Source organism: Stenotrophomonas sp. YJH_SMC_33, from assembly GCF_059372295.1.
The window spans coordinates 1-23,791 of record NZ_JCAFVJ010000016.1 but is presented as its reverse complement, the minus strand read 5'-3'; the positions used below and the strand labels follow the sequence as shown (position 1 = coordinate 23,791).

Here is a 23,791-nt window from a genome sequence, read left to right as displayed (position 1 = left end):
TCTAGCAGAGGCGCGGGCGTCGCCGGAAAAGGCGGTGGCCCCGCCGGCTGACCTCGGCGCCCGCGTCGATCGATACCGTTGCTGCCTTCCGGCCCTGGCGGGGTTTTCGACCTAGCGTCGCGAGGGGCCGACGGGGCCACCATAGAGACGTTGGCCGCCCGGTGGGCGGCCAGTTCACGGATCAGGGGAAGCAGCGCGCGATGCGCCGGAGACCACAGCCGGACTGCACATCGGCTGGCCGATGGCAGGCGCTCATTCTAGCGCAGGCGGGTGCGTCGATGCCAGCTTCACGCACTGAATCGGCTGTAACCCGTCGCCGCCGGCAGCGGCCGGCACCCACCCCCGTTGCTAGAATGCCGGCCAGGAGGAACGACCTCCCCCACATCGGGAACCAATGACCAGGACGGCCTGGCCCTACCAAGAGGAGGGCCGTCATGGCCTGGATCTATCTGTTGTTTGCCGGCCTGCTGGAAATCGTCTGGGCCGTGTCCATGAAGCAGTCCGAAGGCTTCACCCGGCTCACCCCCACCGTGCTCACGATCATCGGCATGATCGCCAGCTTCTGGCTGCTGGCGGTGGCCATGCGCAGCCTGCCGCTCGGCACCGCCTATACGATCTGGACCGGCATCGGCGCAGTCGGCGCGTTCGCGGTCGGCATCGTGTTCCTGGGTGAGCAGGTCAGCCCGATGCGGATCGGTGCAGCGGTGCTGATTGTTTCCGGTCTGGTGCTGATGAAACTCTCCAGTAGCTGAATTTATTTACTCATGGCGGGGATGGATTCCCCGCCACATATAGCGATATGCATTTTCGGCAAAACCATTCTGCCGGCCCCTTTTATTTGACGTGCGTCATGAAAATAACGCGCGCGATTCACATGCCGCTGGCACGGCGGGTCGCACAGTGCCGCCATTCGTCGGGCGAAATCGGGGAGTTTTCGTCTTGATGGACATGCTGACGTACCTGTCCCGGGGTGCGATCACGTGAAGATGTGAAGATTTTCAGGAGTTAATGCCTTCAGGCCTTGTTCCCGTCTCGGGAGCAGGGGCGGCCCGCATTGTCTCCAAAAAACCTGCCAGCTGTGCCATCCGGTCTTTTCATGGAGATTTGCCGATGAACCGCATTTACCGTCTGGTTTTCAATCGCGCCCTTGGGGTAATGCAGGTTGCTTCGGAGGTCACCCGGAATCCCGGCGGAAGCGCGGTCAGCGCAGGACGGGTGCCGCGATTGCGGGCGCACCAGCTGGCGGCGGCATTGGCCGCCACACTGGCCAGCGGATCGGCATTCGCAGCGTGCACGGGCACCACGACCGTGAACTGCGACAGCACCACCAACATCAACAACTACTCCAACGCGACCAACGGCCTCACGCTGAACATCGCTGCGGGTGCATTGCTGCGTACGCCGCCGATCGTAGGTGGAGGCAACGCAGCAACGCTGACCGGCGACAACGTGACGGTCAACAACAATGGCACGATCGATCCGAGCTCGATCGTCCTCGCCTCGCCCGGCCTGGTCATCGGCAATGCTTCTGCCAACAACAGCGCGATCGTCGTCAACAACAATGCCAGCGGACAGATCAAGGGTGTCGTCAACATCGCAACGCTGCTGGGCTTCGGTGGACAGGCGCTGGTGGCACAGAATGTCAACGGCACCACCACCATCAACAACGCCGGCCTGATCAGCACGTCGTTGATCGGTGCAGGCAGCGTTTCCGACGCGACCACGGTGGTGACCTATGGTGGTGCAGCCGCCGCTGTGACCAACACCGGCACCATCGACGGACGCGTCGGCCTGGGGGCTTCTGGCGGTAACACGTTCCTCAATGCGGGGGCGGTCAGTGGCAGCGTTCACCTGGGTGATTCAACCGGCGGCAACACCTTCACCGCAGTGTCGGGTTCCAGCGTTGTGAGCGGCGGCGGCACCGCTCTTGCCGGCGTGATTACCGGTGTCACCGGGGTAAAGGTTGCGGCTGCGGGATCGGTCGACGCCGGTACCGGCAGTGGTGCGGCCAACAACACGCTGGTGCTGCAGAACGTCGTCAGCGGCCCGGGTTCCGGCACCGGCGGCGCGGTGACCACGCTGGGCTGGAACCAGTACCTCAACTTCCAGAAGCTCACCGTCAACAGCGGTACCTGGAACCTGCAGGGTGCGTGGGCGGGTGCGGGTACGACCACGCTCAATGATGGCCTGGTCAATTTCAACAATGCCGGTTCCTTCGGCACCGGGCTGTTCACCGCCAACGGCGGTGCCATCGCCTCCTCCACGGCCGGTCTGAACCTGGCCAACGCTTTCAGCCTTGGGGGCAATCTGTCCCTGGCAGGGACCAATGCATTCAGCCTGGGGGGCGTGCTGTCCGGTACTGGCGGGCTGACGGTCAACAACACCGGCATCGTTACTCTCGGCGGCGCAAACCTGTTCTCCGGCGGCGTCAACCTCAATGCCGGCGGCCTGGTACTGGGCAATGCCGGTGCACTGGGCAGCGGCAACCTGACCGTGGGTGGCAGCGCCTCACTGGATACGACGGCGGGCTTCAACCTGGGCAACAATCTGGTGATCAATGGCGGGGGCTCGCTGAACCTGCTGGGCAGCAATGCGTTGTCATTGAATGGTTCGATCTCCGGTGCCGGCAACCTGACCAAGAACGGCGCCGGTACGCTCACCTTGAACGGCGCCAATGCGCTGACCGGCAGTTTCAACCTGGCCGGGGGCGCGTTGGCCTTGGGCGCGGGCGGCAGCCTGTCGCCCACCGGTGCGGTCACGGTCGGCGTCGGTACCACCCTGGACCTGTCGGCGGCCGCCAACCAGACCATCGGTTCGCTGGCGGGCCTCGGCGGTTCGGTCAACCTGGGCAGCCGCACGCTCACCCTCGCGGGGCTGGGCGATACCAGCTACAGCGGCACGTTCGCCGCAGGCACGGGGGGCCTGGTCAAGCTGGGCACCGGCGTGCAGACCTTGTCGGGCGTGAACAACCTCAGTGGCGGCGTGGCACTCAACGCCGGTGGCCTGCTGCTGGGCAATGCTGCTGCGCTGGGCAGCGGTGCGCTCAGTGTCGGTGGCAACGTGACGCTCGATGGAACCACGGGGCCGCTTGCACTGGCCAACGCGGTCAACCTTGGTTCGGGCGCCAGCCTCAATCTGCTTGGCGGACAGGCGCTCACGTTCAACGGCGTGATCGGTGGCGCCGGTGGCCTGGTCAAGAGCGGTGCGACCACGCTGACGCTCAACGGTGCAAATACCTTTGGTGGTGGGCTGGCGCTCAATGCCGGTGGCTTGGTCCTGGGTAATGCCGGCGCGCTCGGAACCGGCGCGCTGAATGTCGGCGGTGCGACAACGCTCGATGCCAGCGCGGCGCTGAGCGTGGGCAATGGCATCAACCTCGGCGCAAGTGGCCTGCTGAATGTACTGGGCAGCAATGCATTGACGCTGGGCGGCGCCATCGGTGGCACCGGCAGCCTGGTCAAGAACGGTGCCGCCACGCTTACGCTGGGTGGCGCGAATACCTTCACCGGCGGCCTGGCGATCAATGCCGGCAAGGTTGCGGTGGGCAGCGGCGGAAGCCTGGCCGCCGGCGGTGCGGTCAGCCTGACCGGCATTGGCGCGGACCTGGACATCTCGCTCGGCGGCAACCAGACCATCGGCGCGCTGTCCGGTATTGCCGGCAGCACGGTGACGCTGGGCAGCAGCACGCTCACCTTCGGTGATGCCACCAACCAGACGTTCGCGGGCGTGATCGGCGGCACCGGTGGCCTGATCAAGCAGGGCACCGGCGTGCAGACGCTGACCGGCGCCAATACCTTCAGTGGTGGCCTGGACCTTGCGGCCGGTGGCCTGGTACTGGGCAATGCCGGTGCGCTGGGAAGCGGCGCACTGACGGTCAGTGGCAACGGATCGCTGGATGCCACGACAGCGCTGAACCTGGGCAGTGCGATCAACCTCGGCGCGGCCCTGACCCTGCCGGGTAGCCAGAACCTGGCCCTGGCCGGCAACATCACGGGCACCGGCAGCCTGGTCAAGAACGGCGCCTCGACACTGACCTTGAACGGAACCAACACCTTCAGCGGTGGACTGAACGCAAACGCGGGCAGCCTGCTGCTGGGCAACAGCGGCGCGCTCGGTACGGGGACACTGGGCATCGGTGGCAACGTCTCGCTCGACGGCAGTGCGCCGCTGAACCTGAGCAACAACGTGGCACTGGGTGCAGGCGCCGCGTTGTCGCTGCCGGGTTCGCAGGCGATCACGCTGGGTGGGGTGGTGTCCGGTGCGGGCAGGCTGGTGAAGAACGGTGCCACCACCTTGACCCTCAATGGCGCCAACAGCTTCGGTGGGGGGCTGACCGTCAACGGCGGCGGCCTGCTGCTGGGCAATGCCGGCGCGCTGGGCACCGGTGCATTGTCGGTGGGGGCCGATACCACGCTGGACAGTTCGGTGGCCCTGAATCTCGCCAACGACGTCAACCTCGGTGCAGGCGCGGTGCTGGATCTGCTGGGCAGCCAGGACGTGTCGCTGGGCGGTGTCATCAGCGGCACTGGCGGCCTGGTCAAGAACGGTGCGGCGACACTGGCGTTGAACGGAGCCAACACCTTCAGCGGGGGTGTTGGCCTCAACGCGGGCCTGCTGCAGCTGGGCAATGCGCAGGCATTGGGTACCGGCCAGCTGGACGTGGGCGGCAACGCTTCGCTGGATGCAGCATCGGCGCTCACCGTGACCAACAACATAGGCCTCGCCGCCGGCGCCAATCTCACGGTGCTGGGCAGCAATGACCTGACGCTCGCCGGCCCGGTATTCGGTGTTGGCGGGCTGATCAAGGACGGTACGGCGCGGCTGACGTTGTCTGGCGCCAATACCTACAACGGTGGCACGACCATCAACGCAGGCACGCTGGCGCTGGGAGCGGGCGGCAGTCTTGCCGCAACCGGTGCAGTGGATCTTGCGGGCGCCGGTGCGGCACTGGACATCTCCGCAGCGGGTGCAGCGCAGACCATCGGCGCACTGAACGGCGTGGCAGGCAGCCAGCTGCTGCTTGGCGCGCAGTCACTCACCTTCGGCGGTGCCGCCGATGGCAGTTTTGCCGGCGTGATCGACGGTACCGGTGGCCTGATCAAGACCGGTACGGGCGTGCAGACGCTGTCCGGCGCCAACACGTTCAGCGGTGGCCTTGCGCTCAACGCGGGTGGCCTGATTCTCGGCGACTCCAGTGCGCTCGGCACGGGTCCGCTGGGCATCGGTGGCACCACCACGCTGGACAGTACCGTGGCGCTGAACCTGGCCAACGCGGTGAACTTTGGTGCCGGTACGCAACTGACGCTGGGCGGCACCAATGATGTCACCCTCGGCGGCGTGGTGGCTGGCAACGGCAGCCTGGTCAAGAACGGTACGGGTCTGCTGACGCTCAACAACACCAACACGTTCGATGGCGGCCTGACCTTGAACGGCGGCAGCCTGGTGGTGGGCGCCAACGGGGCGCTGGGTTCCGGCACGCTGGCGGTGAACAACAGTGCTTCGCTGGATGCCGGCACCGCGGTGACGCTGGGCAACGCGGTGAACCTTGGCTCGGGCGTGGCGCTGACCGTAGCGGGCAGCAATGCGCTGACCCTGGGCGGCATCGTGTCCGGCAATGGCAGCCTGATCAAGAACGGCACCGCCACGCTGACACTGGACGGCGCCAACACTTACAGCGGTGGCACCACCATCAACGCCGGCACGCTGGCGCTGGGCGTGGGGGGCAGTCTGGCTGCCGCTGGCGACCTCACGCTCGGCAATGCCGGCGCGGGCTTCGATATCTCCGGCGCGACCGGCAACCAGACCATCGGTGCGCTCAACGGCGTGCTCGGAACCACACTGGCGCTGGGGGGCAATTCGCTGACCTTCGGCACCGCGACCAACGGGGCCTTCGATGGCGTGATCAGTGGTGGTGGCGGGCTGGTGAAGGTCGGCGCCGGGGTGCAGACCCTGTCCGGTGCCAATACCTTCGGCGGCGGCGTCTCGCTCGATGCCGGCGGCCTGGTGCTCGGCAATGATGCCGCGCTGGGTACCGGCGTGCTCATCGTCGGTGGGGCGACGACGCTGGATACCACCGCGCTGGCGACGCTGGCCAACAACGTGGTGCTCAACGCCGGGCTGACGGTGCTGGGCACCAGCGCGCTCACCCTCAACGGTGTGCTCTCCGGTGCCGGCAGCCTGACCAAGAACGGCACTGCGATGCTGACCTTGAACGGCGCCAACACCTACACCGGCGGTACCAACGTCAACGCCGGCACGCTGGCACTCGGCGCCGGGGCCAGCCTGGCCGCAAGCGGCACCGTCAATCTCGCCACCGGCGCCACGCTGGACCTGTCGGCCGGCAACGGCACGCAGGTGTTCGGCACGCTGGTTGGCAACGGCACGGTCAACCTGGGCGCCAACAACATCGAAGTGGGCAGCGCCGCCAACGGCACCTTCAGCGGTTCGATCGCCGGCACCGGTAGCCTGACCAAGGTCGGTAGCGGTATCGAGACACTGACCGGCACCAATACCTACACCGGCGGCACCACCATCAACGCCGGCACGCTGGCGATCGGTCTCGGCGGGAGTCTGTCCTCGTCCGGAGCGGTGAACGTCGCCGCCGCCGGCGCGGGCTTCGACATTTCGGGTTCCGGTGCCAACCAGACGATTGGTTCACTGTCTGGCGTGACCGGCTCCCTGGTCAGCCTCGGCGCCAACTCGCTGATCCTCGGCGGCGCCGACAGCAGCACCTTCGACGGTTCGATTTCCGGCACCGGTGCGCTGGTCAAGAACGGCGTGGGTATCCTCACCCTGGGCGGCGCCAACCTGTTCAGTGGTGGTCTGGCCTTGAACGGTGGCGGCCTGGTGGTCGGCAACAACAGCGCGCTGGGTACGGGGGCGCTGGACGTGGGGGCCGACGCGACGCTGGACAGCAGCCTGGCAGTCACCCTCGGCAACGCCATCAACCTCTCTGCCGGCAACAACCTCACCCTGCTCGGCAGCAATGGGCTGACCCTGGACGGCATCATCAGCGGTGCCGGTGGTCTGGTGAAGGACGGCGCAGCCACGGTGACCCTGACCGGTGCCAACACCTATTCCGGCGGCACCACCATCAACAACGGCACGCTGGCCATCGGTGCCGGAGGCAGCCTGGCGTCCACCGGCGCGGTGAATCTGGCCGGTGCCGGCACGCTGGACATCTCCGGCGGTGGCAGCCAGAGCATTGGTTCGCTGGCCGGCGTGGCCGGCAGCACAGTGGCGCTGGGCGGCAACACGCTGACCCTCGGCGGCGTCGCCGACAGCACCTACAACGGCGTGATCAGCGGCAGTGGCGGCCTGATCAAGAACGGCGCCCGCGTGCAGACGCTGAATGGTGCCAATGCCTTCAGCGGTGGCGTCACGCTCAACGCCGGTGGCCTGGTGGTCGGCAACAATTCCGCGCTTGGCACGGGTACGGTGACCGTGGGTGGCAATGCCTCGCTCGATTCCAACAGCGCGATCACGCTGGGCAACAACTTCGTTCTCAATGCCGGCCTGACCGTGCTGGGCAGCAACGATCTGACACTCAACGGCAATCTCAGCGGCACCGGGTTCCTCACCAAGGAGGGCCTGGCCACACTGACCTTGAACGGCACCAACACCTATTCCGGTGGCACCAACATCAACGCCGGTACGCTGGCGCTGGGCGCGGGCGCGAGCCTGCTTGCCAGTGGCACCGTCAACCTGGCCACCGGCGCGACCTTCGATCTGTCGGCCGGTGCGGGTACGCAGGTGTTCGGCACGCTGATCGGCAACGGTACGGTGAATCTGGGCGCGAACACGCTGACCATCGGTGATGCCAGCAACGGCACGTTCGGTGGTTCGATTGCCGGCACCGGCGGCCTGATCAAGGAAGGCACCGGCACCGAAACCCTGACCGGTACCAACACCTTCACCGGCGGCACCACCATCAATGCCGGCACGCTGGCGATCGGTGCCGGCGGCAGCCTGGCGGCGACCGGTGCGGTCACCCTCGCCAATGCGGGTACCGCGTTCGATATCTCCGCAGGCGGCAACCAGAGCATCGGCTCGCTGGCGGGCGTGGCGGGTTCGAGTGTGGCGCTGGGTGGCAACACGCTGACTCTCGGCGGCGTCGGCAACACCACGTTCGACGGCACCATCGGCGGCACGGGAGCGCTGATCAAGGACGGCGCTGGCGTGCAGACGCTGGGCGGTGCGAACACCTTCAGCGGCGGCGTCACCCTCAATGCCGGCGGGCTGGTGGTCGGCAACAATGCCGCGCTCGGTACGGGTGCGTTGAACGTGGCCGGGAACGGTTCGCTGGATGCCAACGCGGCGGTGACCCTGGCCAACAACGTTGCACTCGGCGCCGGTGCCACGCTTGATGTGCTGGGCAACAACGACCTGACGCTGGCCGGTGCGGTCTCCGGTGCAGGCGGCCTGACCAAGGACGGTGCGGCCACGCTGACCCTGGCCGGCGCCAGCAGCTACACCGGCACCACCACCATCAACAGCGGCACGCTGGCGGTGGGCGCGGGCGGCAGCCTGTCCGACGCCAGCACGGTGAACCTGGCCGGCACCGGTACGCTGGACATCAGTGCCGGTGGCAACCAGAGCATCGGTGGCCTGGCCGGTGTTACCGGCAGTACGGTGGCGCTGGGCGGTGCAACGCTGACCACCGGCGGCAACAACGCCAGCACCACGTTCGCCGGCGTGATCGGCGGCACCGGTGGCCTGGTGCAGAGTGGTACCGGCACGCTGACCCTGAGCGGTGACAACACCTACACCGGTGGCACCACCATCAACGGTGGCAGCACGCTGCAGATCGGCAACGGTGGCAGCACCGGCTCGGTGCTGGGCGACATCACCAACGACGGCAGCCTGGTCTACAACCTCGGCACCACGGCAACCGTGGGCGGTGTGGTCAGCGGCAGTGGCAGCCTGACCCAGGCCGGCAGCGGTACGCTGGTGCTGACCGGCAACAACACCTACACCGGCGGTACCACCATCAATGCCGGTGGCACATTGCAGGTGGGCAACGGCGGTGCAACCGGCGCGATCGTGGGTGACATCACCAACAACGGTGCGCTGGTATCCAACGTGGCCGGCAACACCACGCTGGGCGGCACCATCAGCGGCGCCGGTGGCCTTACCCAGGCCGGCAGCGGCACGCTGACCCTGACCGGCAACAACACCTATACCGGCGGCACCACCATCAATGCCGGTGGCACGCTGCAGGTGGGCAATGGCGGTGCGACCGGCGCGATCACCGGCAACGTTGCCAACAACGGCAGCCTGGTGTTCAACGTCGGTGGCAACACCACAGTCGATGGCGCGATCAGTGGCAGTGGCACGCTGATCCAGGCCGGCGCTGGCGTGTTGACCCTGGTTGGCAACAACACCTACACCGGCGGCACCACCATCAATGCCGGTGGCACGCTGCAGGTCGGCAACGGCGGGGCAACCGGCTCCATCGCTGGCGACATCACCAACGATGGAGCGTTGATCTCCAACGTGGGCGGCAACACCGCGCTGGGCGGCACCATCAGCGGCAGCGGCGGCCTGACCCAGGCCGGCAGCGGGACGTTGCTGCTGACCGGTACCAACACCTATACCGGCGGTACCACCATCAACGCCGGCGGTACGCTGCAGCTGGGCAACGGCGGTGCGACGGGCTCGATCGTCGGCGACGTCACCAACAATGGCACGCTGCTCTCCAATGTGGCGGGCAATACCACGCTGAATGGCACCATCAGTGGCAGTGGCGGCCTGACCCAGGCCGGCAGCGGCACGCTGACCCTGAGCGGCAACAACACCTATACCGGCCAGACCACCATCAATGCCGGTGGCACCCTGCAGGTCGGCAATGGCGGTGCGACCGGTGCCATCGGCGGCAGCGTCGTCAACAACGGCAGCCTGGTGTTCAACGTGGGTGGCAACACCACCGTCGGCGGTGCCATCAGCGGCAGCGGCGGCCTGACCCAGGCCGGCACCGGCACCGTGGTCCTGACCGGTAACAACACCTATACCGGCGGCACCACCATCAACACCGGCGGCACGCTGCAGGTCGGCAACGGTGGCGCGAGCGGTGCGATCACCGGCAACGTTGCCAACAACGGCAGCCTGGTGTTCAACGTCGGCGGCAACACCACGGTGGGCGGCACCATCAGCGGCAACGGTGGCCTGACCCAGGCCGGCACCGGCACCGTGGTCCTGACCGGCAACAACACCTACACCGGCGGCACCACCATCAATGCCGGCGGCACCGTGCAGGTCGGCAATGGCGGCGCCAGCGGCTCGATCACCGGCAATATCACCAACAATGGTGGCCTGGTCATCAACACCGGCGGCACCACCACGCTGGGCGGCACCATCAGCGGTGGTGGCAGCATCGTGCAGGCAGGCCCGGGCGGCCTGAACCTGGGCGGCAACAGCGGCGGCTTCAGCGGCACCGGCCAGGTCACCGGCGGTGGCCTGAATGTCACCGGCAACATCGGTGGCCAGTGGACGATCGGCAGCGGTACCACGCTGTCCGGTACCGGGACCATCGGTGGCACGGGTGGCGGCGTGACGGTGTCCAGCGGCGGCGTGCTCTCGCCGGGCAATGGTCCAGGCAACAGCGGCGGTGCGGGCAATGGCGCCGGCACCATTACGGTGGGCGGCAATCTGACCCTGTCGCCGGGCAGCACGCTGGGCATCGACCTGGGCGCCACCGGCAGCGACACGGTGCAGGTGGGCGGTAGTGCAAACGTGGGTGGCAGCACGGTGCGGGTGAACACCATTTCGCCGAGCACCAGCTACCAGCAGGGCCAGCAGTACACGGTGGTCAATGCAGGTGGTGGCGTGAGCGGGCAGTTCGCTTCGGCAACCTCGCCGTCGGCCTTCCTGGCGATTACGCCGGTCTATACCGCCAACACCGCCAACCTGCAGATAGACGTGGCGCAGACCGCAGCATTCACCACCGCAGCGACGACGCGCAACCAGTACAACACTGCCGCAGCGCTGGACAGCCTGCCGCAGAGCGGCCCGGCGCTGGGCCTGTACAACACCCTGCTGATGTATGACGCGGGCACTGCGCGCGCGGCGTTCGACCAGCTTTCGGGTGAAGTGCATGCGGCCAGCCGCGCGGTGCTGCTGTACGACAACTACCTGGAGGAGGGTATCCGCCAGCGCCTGGGCAGTGAGCTGCCGACCGTGCGTGGTGAGCGAGCCTCGGCCTGGCTGGCCGGGAGTGGCAAGGTGTTCCGCCAGGACGGTGACGGCAACGGCGATGACATCCGCTCCAACCGCAATGCGCTGATGGCGGGCGTGGACTGGCAGCTGGGCGAGCACGTGGTGCTGGGTGCGGCCGCAGGCAACGAGCGGCTGGATACGCGCCTGTACGATCGCAGTTCGCGGGCCCGCCTGCGTGGCCACACGTTCGGCCTGTATGCACAGGGCCAGTGGAACAACGGTTTCGCGGTCGGTGGCAGCGTATCGCGCGGCGACTACCGCACGCGCACCACGCGTGAGGTGCCGCTGCTGGGCCAGACCCTGTACAGCCGCCAGGACTCGGATGTGACCATCGCGCAGGTGGAGGGCAGCTGGACCTGGTCCCATGGCAGGACCCAGCTGCAGCCGTACGTGCAGTTCACCAAGCACTGGGTCGACAGCGATCGCGCAGTGGAGCAGGGCGGCACTGCTGCGCTGGCGCTGGAAGGCGGCAAGGACACGCTCAATGTCAGCACCGTGGGCGTGCGTGGGCGCTGGGACGTGGGCAGCGGCGAGCGCTTCCCGGCACAGCTGACGGTCGGCCTCGGCTGGCAGCACGCCTCGGGTGACACCGATGTGGCCAGCCGCAATCGCTTCGCGGTGGGCGGCAATGCCTTCGATGTCTACAGTGCGGTGATGGCGCGCAATGCGCTGGTCAGCCAGCTGGGCGTGGCGGTCGGCCTCGGCCGCAACAGCCAGCTGTCGATGTTCGTGCAGGGCCAGCATGGCGATGGCCGTCGCGACGTGGGTGGGCAGATCAACCTGCGCGTGGGCTTCTGAGGGAAGTGCGGCGATGTTGGATCCAGGCTTGCGTGGATCCGGGGCGGGGCGGAGGGCTAGACCCTCCGCTCCATCTCCACGGCGTCGATCCCGGCGCCGTGGCCATTGGACACGATCCGCGTCACCTGGAAGCCCAGCCCGGCATAGAAGCCCTGGGTGTGCTGGCTGGTACTGAGCGTGATGCGCTTGATCGACGGATCCGCTTCGGCCTGGCGCAGGCGTGCCAGCGCCAGTTCGCGGCCCAGTCCCTGCCGGTGCAGCGCGCGCTGCACCATGCCCCAGCAGAAGCCGGCACTGCCGTCGCCGCGTCGCGACAGGCCGCCACAGGCCACGATGCTGCCATCGCGCTCGATCACCTGGAATGCACAGTCCATGGCCTGCTCGCGCAGGAAGCGTTCAAAGTCGCTGCGCTCTTCGGGCGCGAAATAGGTGGGCACGTTGCTGTCGAACATCGACAGGCAGGCGCTGGCGTCGGCGGGGCGGTAGAGGCGGAGGTTCATGGGAAATGCCATGGAGTTGCCCGGCTGCATTTCAACCGTCCAGACGTTGGGAGGGGGCGAAGCGTTCCAGGGTACATGGAGCGATGCCGATCCTTTTCCAGGTGACTTCTCCCCACTCGAATGACCGTGCTCGGGACGCAGGCGCCTGTACCAGGCGGGTGCGTCGTTCGCGGGCAATGGCGAGGCGCATGCGGCCGCGATGGCGCGCAGCGGGGCGCGGCGGCTTCCGGGCTATGCTTTCGACACATGGGACTGACCGCGCGGCAGGATCCGCCGGCCCCATTCGTCTTCCTGCCTGCAACGGAGCTGCCCAGTGACGCCCGACCCTTCTCTTTCCCGGACTGCCCAGCTCATGCGCGGTCTGCTGTTTGGCGCGGTGGGCCTGTTGAGCCTTGCCGTGGCCGCCCTCGAGGTGACGCATCGTCTTGAGTTCCTGGAGGTCGCGCAGGCCGTTGATGGCCAGGTCGAGCGCCTGAACGCCGGCGGATCGCATCCGCAGGTCGCGTTCACCACCGCGACCGGCCAACGCATCTCGTACCCGCAGGGCGGCATGATTTTCGGCTATGAGCCTGGGCAGCCGGTACGCGTGCTGTACGACCCGGCGCGACTGCGGCTGGAGCCGGTGCTGGATACGTTCGGTGCGTTGTGGGGAATGACGGTCGTGTGGGTGCTGCTGGGGCTGGCGTTCGTCGGCGCCTGCGTGGGGACTGCTCCGGCGCAGATGACTCGCGGCCGATCGCGCGCCGTCGGCGGGCGGGCCGTTGGACCGGCCACGGCGGCAGGCCCTGTTCAGTCCGGTAGTACCTGCGACGATTCCCGCCAGCCAAACAAAAAAGCCGCCCACTGGGCGGCTTCTTCATTTATCTGGCGGAGAGAGGGGGATTGTCGGGTGCATCCCTGCACCCGATCCCGATGCGCGTTGCGCCCCGGGACCAGCCTGCGGCTGTCCGGTTCTGCTCCTGCAGAACCGTCGAACCCCGGCGGGGCTTCTCACCACCCATCCCATCCGCCAGACAAACGCAAAAGGGCCACCCTGTGGGCGGCCCTTTTGCGTTTGTCTGGCGGAGAGAGGGGGATTCGAACCCCCGAAGCGCGGTTTAGACGCTTACACACTTTCCAGGCGTGCTCCTTCAACCACTCGGACACCTCTCCGGATCCCTGCCACCGGCAAACGCCTCAGCAGGGGCGCAGATTCTAGCGGGCGGCGCGGCCGGACACAAGCGCCCAGATCACGGACGCATCCGGGCGCATTGTTGGCGAGGGGGCTGGACAGGCATGGCACAATGGAACATCCGATGGAAAACGGTGGCCTGATGTCCTACCTCGTCCTTGCCCGCAAGTGGCGTCCGAAGCGTTTTGCCGAGCTGGTGGGCCAGGAACACGTGGTCCGTGCGCTCAGCAACGCGTTGGACAGCGGCCGTGTCCACCACGCGTTCCTGTTCACCGGTACCCGCGGCGTGGGCAAGACCACCATCGCGCGCATCTTCGCCAAGTCGCTGAACTGCGAGCAGGGCACCAGCGCCGACCCGTGCGGCCAGTGCGCGGCCTGCCTGGACATCGACGCCGGCCGCTACATCGACCTGCTGGAAATCGATGCCGCGTCCAACACCGGCGTGGATGACGTGCGCGAGGTGATCGAGAACGCGCAGTACATGCCGTCGCGCGGCAAGTACAAGGTCTACCTGATCGACGAAGTGCACATGCTGTCCAAGGCGGCGTTCAATGCGCTGCTGAAGACGCTGGAAGAACCGCCGGAGCACGTGAAGTTCCTGCTGGCCACCACCGACCCGCAGAAGCTGCCGGTCACCGTGCTCAGCCGCTGCCTGCAGTTCAACCTCAAGCGCCTGGACGAGGATCAGATCCAGGGCCAGATGACGCGCATCCTGGCGGCAGAAGAGATCGAGGCAGACGGCAGTGCCATCGTACAGCTGGCCAAGGCCGCTGACGGCAGCCTGCGCGACGGCCTGTCGCTGCTGGACCAGGCGATCGCCTATGCCGGCGGCGCGCTGCGCGAGGACGTGGTGCGCACCATGCTGGGCACGGTCGATCGCACCCAGGTGGCGGCGATGCTCGATGCGCTGGCCGAGGGCGATGGCCCGCGCCTGCTGCAGGTGGTGGCCGCGCTGGCCGAATTCTCACCGGACTGGAGTGGCGTGCTGGAAGCGCTGGCCGAAGGCCTGCACCGCATCCAGGTGCAGCAGCTGGTACCGGGTGCGGCCGCTGCCGAAGGCCTGGACGCCGTCGCATTCGCCGAGCGCCTGCGCCCGGAAGTGGTGCAGCTCTGGTACCAGATGGCCCTGAATGGCCGCCGCGACCTGCCGTTGGCGCCGAGCCCGCGCGCAGGTTTCGAAATGGCCGTGCTGCGGATGCTGGCATTCCGCCCGGCCGTAGCAGTCCCGCCGGTACCGAAGTCGGTGGATGGTGCAGGCAATGCGCCGGGTGGCAATGCGGCCGGTGGTGGCACCGGTGCGGGTACCCACGAAGCGATGCCGGCGACTGCCGCCGCTTCGGCAAGCCCGGCCGTGGTGGCGCAGGTGGCCGCTCCGGTGCAGGCCGCGCCGCGCGAACCTGAACCCGAACCCGAGCCGGCCCCGCAACCCGAGCCGGACCCGACGCCGGAGCCCGAGCCGGTTCCGGTGGAAGAGCCTGTGCAGCCGCCGCCGATGAAGGCCGAGGCCGCTCCACCGGCTGCTGAAGCGGAAGCGGGCGACGACCTGCCGCCGTGGGCCACCGACGAAACCGAGGCGCGTGACGAGGCGCTGGCGGCCGAGATGGCGGGGCCAGACGCCGCCATGGTCGCGCCCTGGCATGAGCCGCCGGCTCCCGTCGTGGCTCCCAGCGAGCCTGCACCGCCCGAGCGCCCGTTCCGCACTGAAGGCATTGCCATCGCGCCGGCCGAGCCCGCGCCAGTGCAGGGGACCGCGCCGCTGGAGGGTGTCAGCGACCTGGCCACGGCCGAGGACTGGCTGGATCTGGTGGCCAACAGCGGCCTCAGCGGCCCGTCGCGGCAGCTGGCGGCCAACGCTGCCTTTATCAGTTGCGAGCACGGGACCTTGAAACTGGGCCTTTCGCCCGGATTTGAGTACCTGCGCTCTGAGCGTGCGCTGGCCGCCTTGGGCGAGATGCTGGAGAAAGCCCTTGGCCAGGCCCCGAAGATCGTGGTCGAGACCGTGGAGATCGAGCACGTTCCGGCCGAGACCCTGCATCAGCGTGCCGACCGCCAGCGTAGTGAGCGGCAGCAGGTGGCAGAGGCTGTTTTCATGGACGATCCGGAGGTGCAGGTGCTGATCCAACAGCACGGTGCCCGGGTTGTTTCCGATTCCATCCGTTCTTTTGACGAGTAAGAGACTATGCGCGGCAACATCGCCCAACTGATGCAGCAGGCCCAGAAGATGCAGGAGAACCTGCAGAAGGCCCAGGAAGAAATCGCAAGGATCGAAGTGACCGGCAGTGCCGGTGGCGGCATGGTCAGCGTGACCCTGACCGGCGCCAAGGAATGCCGCAAGGTGCGCATCGACCCGTCGCTGACCAGCGACCCGGAGATGCTGGAAGACCTGATCGCCGCCGCCTTCAACGATGCTTCGAACAAGATCGATGCCGAGTCGAAGTCGAAGATGGGTTCGGCCACCGCTGGCATGCAGTTGCCGCCGGGCATGAAGCTGCCGTTCTGATTCTTGGCGGGGCGCCTGCTGCTGCAGGCGCCCGCTGCAACCCTCAGTCGAGCATGGCTCGACTCTACACGTAGCTGTCGAGCTTGCTCGACGCCATCAAAGCACACCGCCGTGTCCGCACCCCTGCTTGAACAATTGATCGACGCGCTGCGGGTGCTGCCTGGCGTGGGCCAGAAAACGGCGCAGCGCATGGCCTACCACCTGCTAGAGCGTGAGCGCGAAGGTGGCCAGCGCCTGGCCCAGACCTTGGCGCTGGCGGTGGAGCGCATCGGCCACTGTGCGCAGTGCCGCGATTTCAGCGAAACCGAGCTGTGCCCGACCTGTGCCAACGGCAGCCGCGAGCGCAGCCAGCTGTGCGTAGTCGAATCGCCGGCCGACCGCCTGGCCATCGAAAACGCCACCGGCTTCCGCGGTGTCTACTTCGTGCTGCAGGGGCGACTGTCGCCGCTCGATGGCGTCGGCCCGCGCGAACTGGGCCTGGAGCAGCTGGAGCGACGGCTGGCCGAAGGCGAGGTGCAGGAGCTGATCATCGCCACCAGCGCCACTGTCGAGGGCGAGGCCACCGCGCATTACCTGGCGCAGCTGGCGCGCGCACGCAAGGTACAGCCCAGCCGCCTGGCGCAGGGCCTGCCGCTGGGCGGCGAGCTCGAATACGTTGATCGTGGCACGCTGTCGCACGCGTTCGGTACGCGCAGCGAATTCCGCGATTGAGCAACGGCCGGACGTGGCCGGGCGTGGGCGGCCTACAATGCGGGAGACATCTCCGCCGAGGCCGACCATGAGCAACGAAACCCTTTTCAGCAAGATCATCCGTCGTGAGATCCCGGCCACCATCGTCTACGAGGATGACGAGGTGCTGGGCTTCAAGGACATCGCACCGCAGGCGCCGGTGCATGTGCTGTTCATCCCGAAGAACGAGATCATTCCGACCCTGGATGACCTGCAGCCCTCGCAGGCGCACCTGATCGGCAAACTGGCCCTGGCCGCTGCCGAGTACGCGCGCCGCGAGGGCTTCGCGCAGGACGGCTACCGCATCGTGATGAACTGCCGTGAGCATGCCGGGCAGACCGTGTTCCATATCCATATGCATCTGCTGGCGGGGGCACCGCTGGGGCATTTCGGTGCGCCTGGGCGTTGAAGCCCCCGTCCACGCCATGCGTGGATGAAAAAGGCCGCCCGAGGGCGGCCTTTCCGTCATGCCTGTGCGGTGGCGATCACCACCAGCCCCAGCGGCCATAGCCGCCCCAGTAAGGGCCCCACGGACCCGGACCCCACGGGCCATAGGGGTAGGGCACCACATCGACCTGGCGCTGTTCCGGCCACAGGTAGATGACATCGGCCGCCAGCTTCGGCAGGCGATAGTCGTACTCGCCGATGCGGGTGTTCTGGTAGCCGTCGATCTTGCCGATGAAGGTGACGTCACGACCGGCCTCGAACACCGCCGGGTCGTAGAAGCCGGCACGGCAGGCGATGAAGCGGCCGTCGCTGGCATCGGACGAGGTGGTGTTCGGGCGGCCACTGCCATTGAGCGGGCGCGAGATGATCTGGAAGCAGGTCTCGCCCTGGCCAGGCTTGGTTTCGATGATGCGACCGCCCCAACGGACCGGCGTGCCGACCTGCTGGGTAGCGACCGAGTCGCGAGGAGAGACCAGGCTGAACTGTCCCTGCAGCGGCTTCGGGGCCGTGGCGCAGGCCGACAGGGCCAGCGTGGCCACAGCGGTGAGGAGGAACTTGGTGTTCATGGGGAGGCTCCGGAAGTCGGGCGATGCCTGCGCAGGTCCCGCAATAATGAGGCGAGGTCGTTGCAAGTTCCAGCGTAGCGCGCGTCGGCGAAACGCTGGCTGAGCGCGAGCAGGGTGGGGTCGGGTCGCTGCCGGTGAACCCGCTGTGCCCAGTGCTGTGCGGTTTCGTGCGGTTCTCGGGCCAGGCCGAGGCGGGCGTAGCGTCGCCCGAGGCGATGCCAGGCGCGCAGCAGCGGGTCGCGTTCGCGCTCGCCGCGGGCCAGCAGCCAGGCCATCCACGCCAGTGCCAGCAGGGCGGCCACGACGAAGCCGGCGACCAGCTGCCCGGGACCCAGATCGTCCAGCCCGAAAGGCTTGAGCAGTTGCTGCTGGCGGCGCGCATCGAAGGACAGCACCAGATCGTTCCAGCCGCGGCGCAGCCAATCCCCCATCTGGCCCAGCTGCAGCCACCGCTGTCGCAGTGGTGTGTCCGTGCCGGCCTGCAGGCGGTCGTCCAGCGTGTCCAGGATGCGTTCCGGTGCCACGGCCGCCGTCGGGTCTACCCGTACCCAGCCGCGCTGCGGCAGCCACACCTCGGCCCAGGCGTGGGCATCCATCCGCCGCACCACCCAGTAGTCGCCGATGCGGTTGCGGGTGCCGCCGGCGAAACCGGTCACCACCCGCGCGGGTACACCCGCGTTGCGCATCAGCACCACGAAAGCCGAGCTGAAGTGTTCACAGAAGCCGGCCTTGTAGCCGAACAGGAACTCGTCGATCGGGTCGCGCCCCGCCGCCGGGGTATCCAGCGTGTACGAGAAATCCGTGGTGATCCACTGCAGCGCGCGGCGCACGATGGCCTCGTCATCACCGCCGGCGTCCTGTCGCCATTGCTGGGCCAGGGTGGCGGTGCGCGGGTTGAAGCCGGCCGGCAGCTGCAGCGTCGCGCGGCGCAGAAGGGGCGACAGCGTGCTGTCGAACTGCCGTGGAGGGGCCGAATGCAATCGCCAGCGGCTGAGCGAGGCCAGCGGGCGTTCGCTGCGCAGGCTCATGTCCGCATCCAGCATGCTGCCCGCAGGCGCACCGCTGGGCAGGTCCAGCGCCACAAGCTGGCGGCGGTCAGTCGGCTCGTAGTCGATCTGGTAATCCCAGCCCTGTGTACCGGCTTCAACCACCGCAGCAGGTCGCCGCGCGCTCGCAGGCTCGCGTGTCCAGCGCCGTCCATCGAAGGCGGTCAGTACAGGGCCGCGCCAGTAGCGCTGCGCCGGCTCGGGTGGGGCACCGAAGAACTGCACGCGCAACGCCGGGGTGTCGTCGGCCATCAGGTCCAGCCACTGGCCGGGTTCCATGCTGTCGGACAGCCCCGGTGTACCCACGGCGCGCTCGGGAACGCCCCACAGTGGCGTGGCAAGGCGCGGGAACAGCCAGAAGCAGGCCAATGCCAGCGGCAGGCCGATCGCCAGCAGGCGGCCGACGCCACGCAGCTGCCCGCGCAACGGCAGGCGGCCAGCATGGCCTTCATCCTGGGCCAGGCGTTGCAGGGCGAGCAGTGCGCTGACCCCGGCCAGCGCGGCCAGTGCTGTTGTCAGCGGCCCCTGGTCGAGCAGGAATGCTGCAAAGGGCGAGAACAGCGCAAAGCCGAGCAGACTGCGGGCATCACGCAGGCTGCGCAGCTCGCTGGACTTGATCGCCAGCATCGCGGCCAGCAGCGCGCAACCGGTGTCGCGTCCTGGGCGCACCATGCCCATCTGCCAGACGATGGCGCCGAGCATGGCCAGCACCAGCAGCAGGCGCACCGGCATCGGCAGCACTGTCCGCCGCGACAGGGCGGCGGTGAAAATCGCCGCCAGCGCGATCACGCCCGCCAGCAGTGGCGGCAGCTGCAGCAGCAGCGGCAACAGAGCCAGCGCCGCGCTGGCCAGGGTCCAGTTGCGGGCGTTGCGGTCGAGCAGCTCCGGGGTCTCAGTCATGCGGCATCAGCGCCAGCGCGCGCAGGCACAGGTGGTGGTGGCTGGCGCCCAGTCCGGGCCCGAACGGCGGGTGTGCAGGCAGCAACAGGGTGTAGCGGCGGCCCTCGCGCTCGGCTACATCCACCCAGCGCGCCAATCGAGCGATGCGTGCTTCTTGGCCCAGCGGCGCCAATGCGCGCCAGTCGAGGACTACTTCGATGCCGACCGGTTTTTCGTACTCGCGCACCAGCAGGCTGTCGCGGCGTGCCGAGTGCTTCCAGGAAATGCTGCGCGGCGCATCGCCCGCCCGGTAGGGGCGCAGCTGATGCAGTTCCTCGCCGCTGGCGTGGGCACGGGTATGCAGCGGATCGCTGCCGCTCTCCGGCAGTGCAGGCGCCAGGGCTTCGCCCAGTGGGTAGACCAGCAGCGGCTGTTCCGGCCACACCCACGACCACGCCCGCACCAGGCCCAGGGGCTGGGTCGTGGACAGGCGGATACGTGGAAGCTCCAGCCAGCCCCGGCGTTCGCTGGGAACCTCCAGTTCCACTTCACCACGGCCGTGTGCAGGCAGCGAGGTCCAGGCCTGGCTGTCGCCCAGCTGGAGATGAAGGCCGTGCCGCGCACGCGGATCCCGCAGAGAGAGGTCCACGCGCAGGCGCAAGGGTTGCCCGGCCGGTACCGGCTCGGCGGAGATCGCGTCGATCTGTACGCCGGACAACTGGAGATGCGCGGCAATGGCACTGGCGACTGCCGCTGCCGCCAGCAGCAGGGCCAGCAGCAGGGCGGGATTGTTGTTGTAGTTCAGCGCGCCCAGCAGCATGGCTGCCAGCAGGATTGCAACGAACAGGCCGAAGCGGGTGGGCAGCACATAGATGCGATGGCGATCCAGTCGCTTCGGCAAGGCTTCGGGCCTGCGCGGCCGAGCCAGCAGCTGCATGCGTGCCCAGCGTGTGGCCACGTTCAATCCACCGCGACGGTCTGCAGGATCGCGCGTGCCAATGCCGGCCCCGAACTGGATTCGGCTTCCGCCACCAACCGGTGGCCGGCCACGGCGACGAACAGCGTCTGCACGTCCTCGGGCACCACATGCCCGCGACCCAGCAGCAGTGCATGTGCTCTGGCTGCACGCAGCAGCGCCAGGCCGGCACGCGGCGACAGGCCGACGCGCACGCCTGCGTGCTGGCGGCTGCGGGTCAGCAGGGCCTGCACATAGTCGATCAGCGCGTCGCTGGCATGCACCTGGTTCACCGCGTCGCGCAACGTGCGCACCTGGGTGTCATCCAGCTTCGGCACGGCCCGCGCGATCAGGTCGCGGCGGTCGCTGCCACGCAGCAGCTCGCGCTCGGCCTGGGCGCTGGGATAGCCCATCGCCAGCCGCAGCAGGAAGCGATCCAGCTGTGAATCCGGCAGCGGGAAGGTGCCTGACAGGTCCACCGGGTTCTGTGTGGCGATGACGAAGAAAGGGTCCGGCAGCGGGTGCGTCTGCCCGTCCAGGGTGACCTGCTGCTCGGCCATCGCTTCCAGCAACGCGCTCTGCGTGCGCGGGGGGGCGCGATTGATCTCGTCGGCCAGCAGTACGTGGGTGAATACCGGGCCTGGGTGGAACTGGAACTGGCGGCTGCCGGCTTCATACACCGACACGCCCAGCACATCGGCCGGCAACAGATCTGAGGTGAACTGCACGCGCTGGAAACTGAGGCCCAGGCTGCTGGCCAGCGCATGCGCCAGCGTGGTCTTGCCCAGGCCGGGCAGGTCTTCGATCAGCAGGTGGCCGCCGGACAGCAATGCGACGAAGGCCAGCCTGACTTCCGGCACCTTGCCCAGCACCAGTGCGTTGACCTGATCCTGTGCCTCCCGCAGGGCCTGACGCAATTGATCGGTTAGCATGCTGGGATTGGGGGACGAGGCTGGCATGATCGTCTCAGATCTGGAATCCACTCGATTATCCATAGAGCAATGCAAGGCGAACAGCGCGCACGGACGATATTTCTCTGGTTATGGACGCTGGTCACAGCGGCCAAGCTGATCGTTGCCGCGCGCCTGCCGCTGTTCGTCGACGAAGCGTTCTATTGGCAGGAAGGCCAGCATCTGGCCGCAGCCTATTCGGACCTGCCCGGGCTGACCGCGTGGCTGGCCCGGCTGGGCGTTGAGATCGGTGGCCATCACGTGCTCGCGTTGCGCCTGCCATTCCTGGCCATCGGTGCGCTGCTGCCGCTGCTGGTGGTGCGCACGGCCACGCGCTGGTTCGGCAACGTGGCCGGTTGGCAGGCGGGCAGCCTCACGCTGTTGATGCCGTTGTCGGCGACGCTGGGCCTGCTGGCGGTGCCGGACGTGCCGATGGCACTGGCGGCGGTGATCTGCCTGCATGCCGGCGCGCGCCTGCTGCACAACGTGGATGCCTCCTCGGCGGTGAAGCTGGCGCTGGGCCTGTTGATCGGTGCGCTCAGCCATTACCGCTTCATCGGTGTCATTGGCGTGGGTTTCATTGCGCTGCTGGCATTGCCGCAGGGGCGGCGCATGCTGGCCGATCCGCGCGTATGGGTCGCGTTGGCGGTGGGCGTGCTGGCGTGGCTGCCACTGCTGGCGTGGAATGCGGACAACCACGATGCCGGGCTGAAATTCCAGGTGGTCGAGCGTCATCCCTGGGCCTTCGAATGGGGCGGGCTGTGGTTCCTGGTGATCCAGCCGATGCTGGTGACGCCGATCCTGTGCATGGCGATGTGGAAGGTAGCGCTGGCAGGAACCCGGAGCGGTGGCGGCGCGCGCGTGCAGTGGCGCTATTTCGGCCTGGTGGGCGGCGTATCCACGCTGGGCATTTTCGTGCTCGGCTTCTTTACTGACGTCGAGCGGATCAGTTTCCACTGGCCGCTGCCGGGTTACCTCGCACTGCTGGTGGCGGTGCCGGTGGTGCTCAACGGCTGGCCGCGCTGGCTGCGCCGCACCGGCTGGTGGTTGGCCGGTGCGGGCATGGTGCTGGCCTTCGGCTACTACCTGATGGCCTCCACGCCGGCACTGCGCGAGCAGATGGCCGGCAGCAAGTACTACCCGCGCAATTTCGCCGGCTGGCAACCCCTGGCGGTAGCGGTGCGCGAGGAGTTGCGGCAGATGCCGCAAGGGACACGCGTGCTGGCCGGCAACTTCAAGGTCGGCGCTGAACTGGGTTTCCAGCTGGGCAATGGCAACATCGAGGTGCTGCCGCATCCGCTCAATGACAAGCATGGCCGCACCGCACAGCTGGCACAGTGGGGCCTGCTGCATGAGGGCGAGCGCACGGCGCCGATGCTGCTGGTGCTGTCACCCAGCGACCAGCGCTATCGCGAACTGCTGGCGCGCTATCACGCCATCTGCGATCAGGTGGGCCCGCTGCCTGCGCCACGCGTGGTCAGCAGTGATCACGGATTCCAGCGCTTCCTGTTGTTCCGCCTGCCGGTGCAGCGCGCGCAAGGGCCGTGCGTGACGCCGGCGATGGCGTGGCTGGATGCGCCGTCCAACGGCGAGAAGGTGTCCGGCACGCTCGCGATCAAGGGCTGGGCGTTCAAGGATGGCGTCGGCCTGGCGCGGGTTGAAGTGCTGGTCGATGGCCGCTCCATCGGTGATGCCCGCTACGGGCGTGTGTTCGACGTGCGCCACACCTGGCCGGACAGTACCGATCCGCAGCATCCGGCGGTGGGCTTCGACGCATCGTTGGATACCACCACGCTGGCTCCGGGCAAGCACTGGCTCGGGCTGCGCCTGCATGGCCGCGATGGCAGCGTGGAGGCGTGGCAGGAGCAGCCGTTCGTTCGTTGAGGTCCTCTGGTCCTGTAGAGCCGAGATCCTATGTTCGTGGTCAAGCCTGCTGGAAGCAGGCTTGACCCACTTTCAGCATGGCCGGGTCAAAGTCCCGGCCGCTCTTGAAGACGCCCCAAGCGATCCTGGCCAGCTTTCTGGCCAGGATGTTG

Annotated in this window: 12 protein-coding genes, 1 tRNA gene, 1 other RNA gene and 1 pseudogene; 7 read left to right on the top strand and 8 right to left on the bottom strand. The window is 67.7% G+C overall.

All coding sequences use genetic code 11. The features are described from left to right. Nucleotides 1-37 precede the first annotated feature (37 nt). Nucleotides 38-134, bottom strand: an RNA gene (gene ffs / locus AC5P9W_RS18125) — signal recognition particle sRNA small type. A 300-nt stretch (nucleotides 135-434) separates the two neighbouring features. Between ffs and AC5P9W_RS18120 the strand changes: the two genes are divergently transcribed. Together AC5P9W_RS18120 and AC5P9W_RS18115 are read left to right on the top strand one after the other, a co-directional pair. Then, complete coding sequence (locus AC5P9W_RS18120; RefSeq protein WP_021204517.1) at nucleotides 435-752, top strand: DMT family transporter; 318 nt, start codon at nucleotides 435-437, stop codon at nucleotides 750-752. 358 nt (nucleotides 753-1,110) lie between these two features. Beyond that, complete coding sequence (locus AC5P9W_RS18115; protein WP_495219387.1) at nucleotides 1,111-12,012, top strand: autotransporter-associated beta strand repeat-containing protein; 10,902 nt, start codon at nucleotides 1,111-1,113, stop codon at nucleotides 12,010-12,012. Between the two features lie 56 nt (nucleotides 12,013-12,068). Here the strand turns inward: AC5P9W_RS18115 and AC5P9W_RS18110 are convergent, their stop codons facing one another. Further along, nucleotides 12,069-12,512 carry a GNAT family N-acetyltransferase gene (locus tag AC5P9W_RS18110; RefSeq protein WP_058979454.1) on the bottom strand — a complete coding sequence of 148 codons (444 nt, stop codon included), beginning with the start codon at nucleotides 12,510-12,512 and terminating at the stop codon, nucleotides 12,069-12,071. Between the two features lie 1,059 nt (nucleotides 12,513-13,571). Beyond that, a tRNA-Ser gene (locus AC5P9W_RS18105) sits at nucleotides 13,572-13,664 on the bottom strand. A 143-nt stretch (nucleotides 13,665-13,807) separates the two neighbouring features. Here AC5P9W_RS18105 and dnaX point away from each other — a divergent pair. The 4 genes from dnaX (at nucleotide 13,808) to AC5P9W_RS18085 (ending at nucleotide 17,321) form a co-directional block, all read left to right on the top strand. Beyond that, nucleotides 13,808-15,856 (top strand): DNA polymerase III subunit gamma/tau, encoded by a 2,049-nt coding sequence (dnaX, locus tag AC5P9W_RS18100; protein WP_111104490.1) that lies wholly within the window; start codon nucleotides 13,808-13,810, stop codon nucleotides 15,854-15,856. Between the two features lie 6 nt (nucleotides 15,857-15,862). After that, nucleotides 15,863-16,183 carry a YbaB/EbfC family nucleoid-associated protein gene (locus AC5P9W_RS18095; protein ID WP_019659509.1) on the top strand — a complete coding sequence of 107 codons (321 nt, stop codon included), beginning with the start codon at nucleotides 15,863-15,865 and terminating at the stop codon, nucleotides 16,181-16,183. A 111-nt stretch (nucleotides 16,184-16,294) separates the two neighbouring features. Then, entirely contained in the window at nucleotides 16,295-16,894 is a 600-nt protein-coding gene (recR, locus tag AC5P9W_RS18090; protein WP_058979448.1) for a recombination mediator RecR, read from the top strand. A gap of 67 nt (nucleotides 16,895-16,961) precedes the next feature. Then, nucleotides 16,962-17,321, top strand: a complete 360-nt coding sequence (locus AC5P9W_RS18085; RefSeq protein WP_005408300.1) for a histidine triad nucleotide-binding protein — start codon at nucleotides 16,962-16,964, stop codon at nucleotides 17,319-17,321. A 76-nt stretch (nucleotides 17,322-17,397) separates the two neighbouring features. Here the strand turns inward: AC5P9W_RS18085 and AC5P9W_RS18080 are convergent, their stop codons facing one another. From AC5P9W_RS18080 to AC5P9W_RS18065, 4 genes are read right to left on the bottom strand one after another with little or no spacing between them, the layout of a single operon-like run. After that, nucleotides 17,398-17,925, bottom strand: coding sequence for a Slp family lipoprotein (locus tag AC5P9W_RS18080; RefSeq protein ID WP_019659507.1), 528 nt, complete (start codon nucleotides 17,923-17,925; stop codon nucleotides 17,398-17,400). After that, a complete protein-coding gene (locus AC5P9W_RS18075; protein ID WP_021202629.1) occupies nucleotides 17,922-19,871 on the bottom strand; it encodes a transglutaminase TgpA family protein in 1,950 nt (649 codons plus the stop codon). Before AC5P9W_RS18075 ends, AC5P9W_RS18080 begins: the two co-directional genes overlap by 4 nt. Continuing rightward, the gene (locus AC5P9W_RS18070; RefSeq protein WP_206621801.1) at nucleotides 19,864-20,787 is read right to left on the bottom strand and encodes a DUF58 domain-containing protein; all 924 of its coding nucleotides are present in this window, start codon (nucleotides 20,785-20,787) and stop codon (nucleotides 19,864-19,866) included. Before AC5P9W_RS18070 ends, AC5P9W_RS18075 begins: the two co-directional genes overlap by 8 nt. Before the next feature lie 23 nt (nucleotides 20,788-20,810). Then, nucleotides 20,811-21,764 (bottom strand): AAA family ATPase, encoded by a 954-nt coding sequence (locus AC5P9W_RS18065; RefSeq protein ID WP_021202627.1) that lies wholly within the window; start codon nucleotides 21,762-21,764, stop codon nucleotides 20,811-20,813. Between the two features lie 42 nt (nucleotides 21,765-21,806). Here AC5P9W_RS18065 and AC5P9W_RS18060 point away from each other — a divergent pair, with 42 nt between their 5' ends. Further along, a complete protein-coding gene (locus AC5P9W_RS18060) occupies nucleotides 21,807-23,639 on the top strand; it encodes a glycosyltransferase family 39 protein (RefSeq protein ID WP_206621784.1) in 1,833 nt (610 codons plus the stop codon). Nucleotides 23,640-23,679: 40 nt separating this feature from the next. Here the strand turns inward: AC5P9W_RS18060 and AC5P9W_RS18055 are convergent. Further along, nucleotides 23,680-23,791: pseudogene (locus tag AC5P9W_RS18055) on the bottom strand (IS110 family transposase); the annotation flags it as partial.

Bases quoted from the DNA above. Each gene is read 5' to 3' on its own strand.
- AC5P9W_RS18120 (WP_021204517.1), top strand. From the start codon at position 435: ATGGCCTGGATCTATCTGTTGTTTGCCGGCCTGCTGGAAATCGTCTGG.
- AC5P9W_RS18115 (WP_495219387.1), top strand. From the start codon at position 1,111: ATGAACCGCATTTACCGTCTGGTTTTCAATCGCGCCCTTGGGGTAATG.
- AC5P9W_RS18110 (WP_058979454.1), bottom strand. From the start codon at position 12,512: ATGAACCTCCGCCTCTACCGCCCCGCCGACGCCAGCGCCTGCCTGTCG.
- dnaX (WP_111104490.1), top strand. From the start codon at position 13,808: ATGGAAAACGGTGGCCTGATGTCCTACCTCGTCCTTGCCCGCAAGTGG.
- AC5P9W_RS18095 (WP_019659509.1), top strand. From the start codon at position 15,863: ATGCGCGGCAACATCGCCCAACTGATGCAGCAGGCCCAGAAGATGCAG.
- AC5P9W_RS18085 (WP_005408300.1), top strand. From the start codon at position 16,962: ATGAGCAACGAAACCCTTTTCAGCAAGATCATCCGTCGTGAGATCCCG.
- AC5P9W_RS18080 (WP_019659507.1), bottom strand. From the start codon at position 17,925: ATGAACACCAAGTTCCTCCTCACCGCTGTGGCCACGCTGGCCCTGTCG.
- AC5P9W_RS18075 (WP_021202629.1), bottom strand. From the start codon at position 19,871: ATGACTGAGACCCCGGAGCTGCTCGACCGCAACGCCCGCAACTGGACC.
- AC5P9W_RS18070 (WP_206621801.1), bottom strand. From the start codon at position 20,787: ATGCAGCTGCTGGCTCGGCCGCGCAGGCCCGAAGCCTTGCCGAAGCGA.
- AC5P9W_RS18065 (WP_021202627.1), bottom strand. From the start codon at position 21,764: ATGCCAGCCTCGTCCCCCAATCCCAGCATGCTAACCGATCAATTGCGT.
- AC5P9W_RS18060 (WP_206621784.1), top strand. From the start codon at position 21,807: ATGCAAGGCGAACAGCGCGCACGGACGATATTTCTCTGGTTATGGACG.